3 protein-coding genes are annotated in these 2,629 nt (G+C 32.8%); 1 reads left to right on the top strand and 2 read right to left on the bottom strand.

The genetic code is table 11. The features are described 5' to 3' along the window. Positions 1 to 149: 149 nt before the first annotated feature. Both B3N22_RS12335 and B3N22_RS12330 read right to left on the bottom strand, forming a co-directional pair. Entirely contained in the window at positions 150 to 449 is a 300-nt protein-coding gene (locus B3N22_RS12335; RefSeq protein WP_004969894.1) for a hypothetical protein, read from the bottom strand. Positions 450 to 451: 2 nt separating this feature from the next. Continuing rightward, on the bottom strand, positions 452 to 1,090 hold the full coding sequence (locus tag B3N22_RS12330; protein WP_005404748.1) for an AAA family ATPase: 639 nt from the start codon (positions 1,088 to 1,090) through the stop codon (positions 452 to 454). A gap of 379 nt (positions 1,091 to 1,469) precedes the next feature. Here B3N22_RS12330 and repM point away from each other — a divergent pair, with 379 nt between their 5' ends. Then, positions 1,470 to 2,453 carry a replication initiation protein RepM gene (gene repM / locus B3N22_RS12325; RefSeq protein WP_005405402.1) on the top strand — a complete coding sequence of 328 codons (984 nt, stop codon included), beginning with the start codon at positions 1,470 to 1,472 and terminating at the stop codon, positions 2,451 to 2,453. Positions 2,454 to 2,629: the final 176 nt, after the last annotated feature.

The following is a 2,629-nucleotide window of genomic DNA, read 5'->3' as shown; positions in this document are numbered from 1 at the left end:
CAACAAATCAAAATATTTAAATTATTTGCCAGTAAAGTTATGAAGTTATGAAGTTATGAAGTTATGAAGTTATGAAGTTATGAAGTTATGAAGTTATGAAGTTAGGTTATTTAATCTTATAGATTGAATAACCTCTTCCATTCTCTATTTTATTTAAAACTTTTATCAACGAGCTGCTTAAAATCTTCTAAATTCTGCTCTGCCAGTGACTCTAAAGCTATTCTTACAATACTAGATCTGTTAACACGAGCGTTATTACTTTTGATAATTAACTCATCAATTAATTCACTTAATTCTTGGTTTAAAGAAAAGGTACAACGAACGAATTTCTTTTGTGAAACTTCTAGATCCTTAACTCTTTTATCAGCTCCCGATATGAAATTTTCAACCAGTTTATCCTGATCTGAAAGCTCGTCAGTTTTCTTTTTTAAACCGCTAAGACCTGCCATAGTTATACTCCTAAAAACTCTTGAGCTATCCCTTCAATTTCTGCTTTTGCCTTAGGATCACTTGTTACTTCAAAAACAGATAAGCCATTTTCATCTGCATCATCATAAACATTTCGATTTGTCGTGATGTGGTCTAATGCTTTTATTCCGAACGATACACAGGCTTCTTTAGCATCTAAAATTCGCTGTACTTGTGACGGTAATGTTGGGCATTGTGTAATGATTGCTCTTGCATTCAAATCTGGATTCACTGCTCGTGCCAGTTTTAATACTTGTTCCATATGATCCAAAGTCTTTAGATCTCTACGTTTAGGCCTAAAAGGCAAGAGCATATGTGTTGCTATAGTCATAGCAGAACGTAATGCTTCCGAATCTTGTCCACCAGCATCAATGATAATATCTTCATATCTTTTTGATAAATCTTTTAAAACTTGACGAATATTGCCTGAAGCTTGTACAGATGGAATATTTTTTAAATCCTCATTCTCATCACGTTCTTTAATCCAGTCAGTTGTTGTGCCTTGAGGATCTGCATCTAGAAGCAGAACATCTCTATTCTTTTCTTGTAAATAAACTGCTAAGTTTTGGGCAAGGCAGCTTTTACCAGCTCCGCCTTTTTCACCACCTACTAAAATAATCATAAGTTATGTAAGTTACGTAATTTTGTTGAAAATAATGTACAAGTTTCAATCTCATGAATCAACTATTGTGAAAAATAAAGTTAAAAAAAAAGTTATCCACAAGTAATGTTCTTTTTTAATTTTATATATATTTTTAAATTTATATTTATAGAACCTCTGAATGCCTTATGAAGTCTAGTTTTCAGAGGTTTTATATGGACGTTTTCCTGACAATAAGTGGACACTTTCCTTTATTTAAATGGACGTTTTCCTGACAATAAATGGACGTTTTCCTTTATTTAAATGGACGTTTTCCTTTATTTAAATGGACGTTTTCCTTTATTTAAATGGACGTTTTCCTGGCATAAATAGATCTTCCATTAATGGACATTAAGTGTTAATGTCTATTAATGGAATTTATTTCTTTAATCACAATATGGCAAATCTAATTTATAAAGACAATAACTTGATTGAAGCATCTTATGCATTGACTCTGTCTGAACAACGCTTAATTTTAGTTGCAATTATTGCAGCTAGGGAAATTGAAAAAGAGCTTACATCGGATACATTGCTAACAATACATGCGTCTGAATACATGAAGCACTTTAATTTGGGTCGTCAAGCGGCCTATGAGGCTCTTCAGGGAGCGTGTGATAACTTATTTGAACGTAGACTCACCTATAAGGCCATAGATCCTGTTACAGGTAAGCCAGCGGTCTACAAAAGCCGTTGGGTATCAAAAGTTGGCTATGTTAAAGAAGCTGCATGTGCTCAACTAATTTTTGCTCCTGATATTTTACAGCTTTTTGTAAAACTTGAAGAAAAGTTTACTCGTTATGAATTAAAGCAAATTTCTCAATTATCTAGTGTATACGCTATACGGCTGTATGAACTTTTGATTAGATGGCGTAGCAAAGGCAAGCTATATATTAGTATGGTTGAATTGCGTGATAAGTTAGGTCTACTTGAAAATGAATATAAAACCATGGGAGATTTCAAAAAGCGTGTATTGACGGTTGCCATAGATCAAATTAATAAACTTACTGATATCGACGTAAGTTATGAGCAGAAAAAAGAAGGGAGAACAATTACACATATCGAATTTTCTTTTAATCAAAAAGCTTCCTTAATTGTTAGTGATAACGTACTGGAACCGACATATCAGCTGACACCAAAACAATCTATATTTTTCGCTCAAAAATTGTGTGACCTTATCAAATATCCCGAATTCGGGGGGAAATATGCCAATGTAGGCGAAGAGATCGAAGCGTTTAAAGAAAGGATTTCACTTGAACTCCTCGACCCTGAAAAGGTAAAAAAGTATTATTCTGATTTGTTAAAAGTGGGCTATAAAGAAAAATATAAATCAGAAAAGTTATCATAACCTGAATAATAGAAATTTTTATTTTGAACACTACAAACCTATAGGAAAAATTTAGTCTGCCCTGGTAACCCTAGTTTTATAAACTGAAAATTATATGTTCCACTAGTACGAAGAACTGATCTGGATTAATTAACGAGGAAGATGAAATTATAAAGTTACATAACTTACGCAATCCT

The sequence above is a fragment of the Clostridium sp. UBA1652 genome (assembly GCF_002320975.1).
GTDB classification, from domain to species: Bacteria; Bacillota; Clostridia; order Clostridiales; family Clostridiaceae; genus Clostridium_T; species Clostridium_T intestinale.
Note: the sequence above shows the minus strand (reverse complement) of the source record. Positions and strands in the feature narration are given on the sequence as shown.

Coding starts and splice junctions, on each gene's coding strand:
- B3N22_RS12330 (WP_005404748.1), bottom strand. CDS start 1,090: ATGATTATTTTAGTAGGTGGTGAAAAAGGCGGAGCTGGTAAAAGCTGC.
- repM (WP_005405402.1), top strand. CDS start 1,470: ATGTCTATTAATGGAATTTATTTCTTTAATCACAATATGGCAAATCTA.
- B3N22_RS12335 (WP_004969894.1), bottom strand. CDS start 449: ATGGCAGGTCTTAGCGGTTTAAAAAAGAAAACTGACGAGCTTTCAGAT.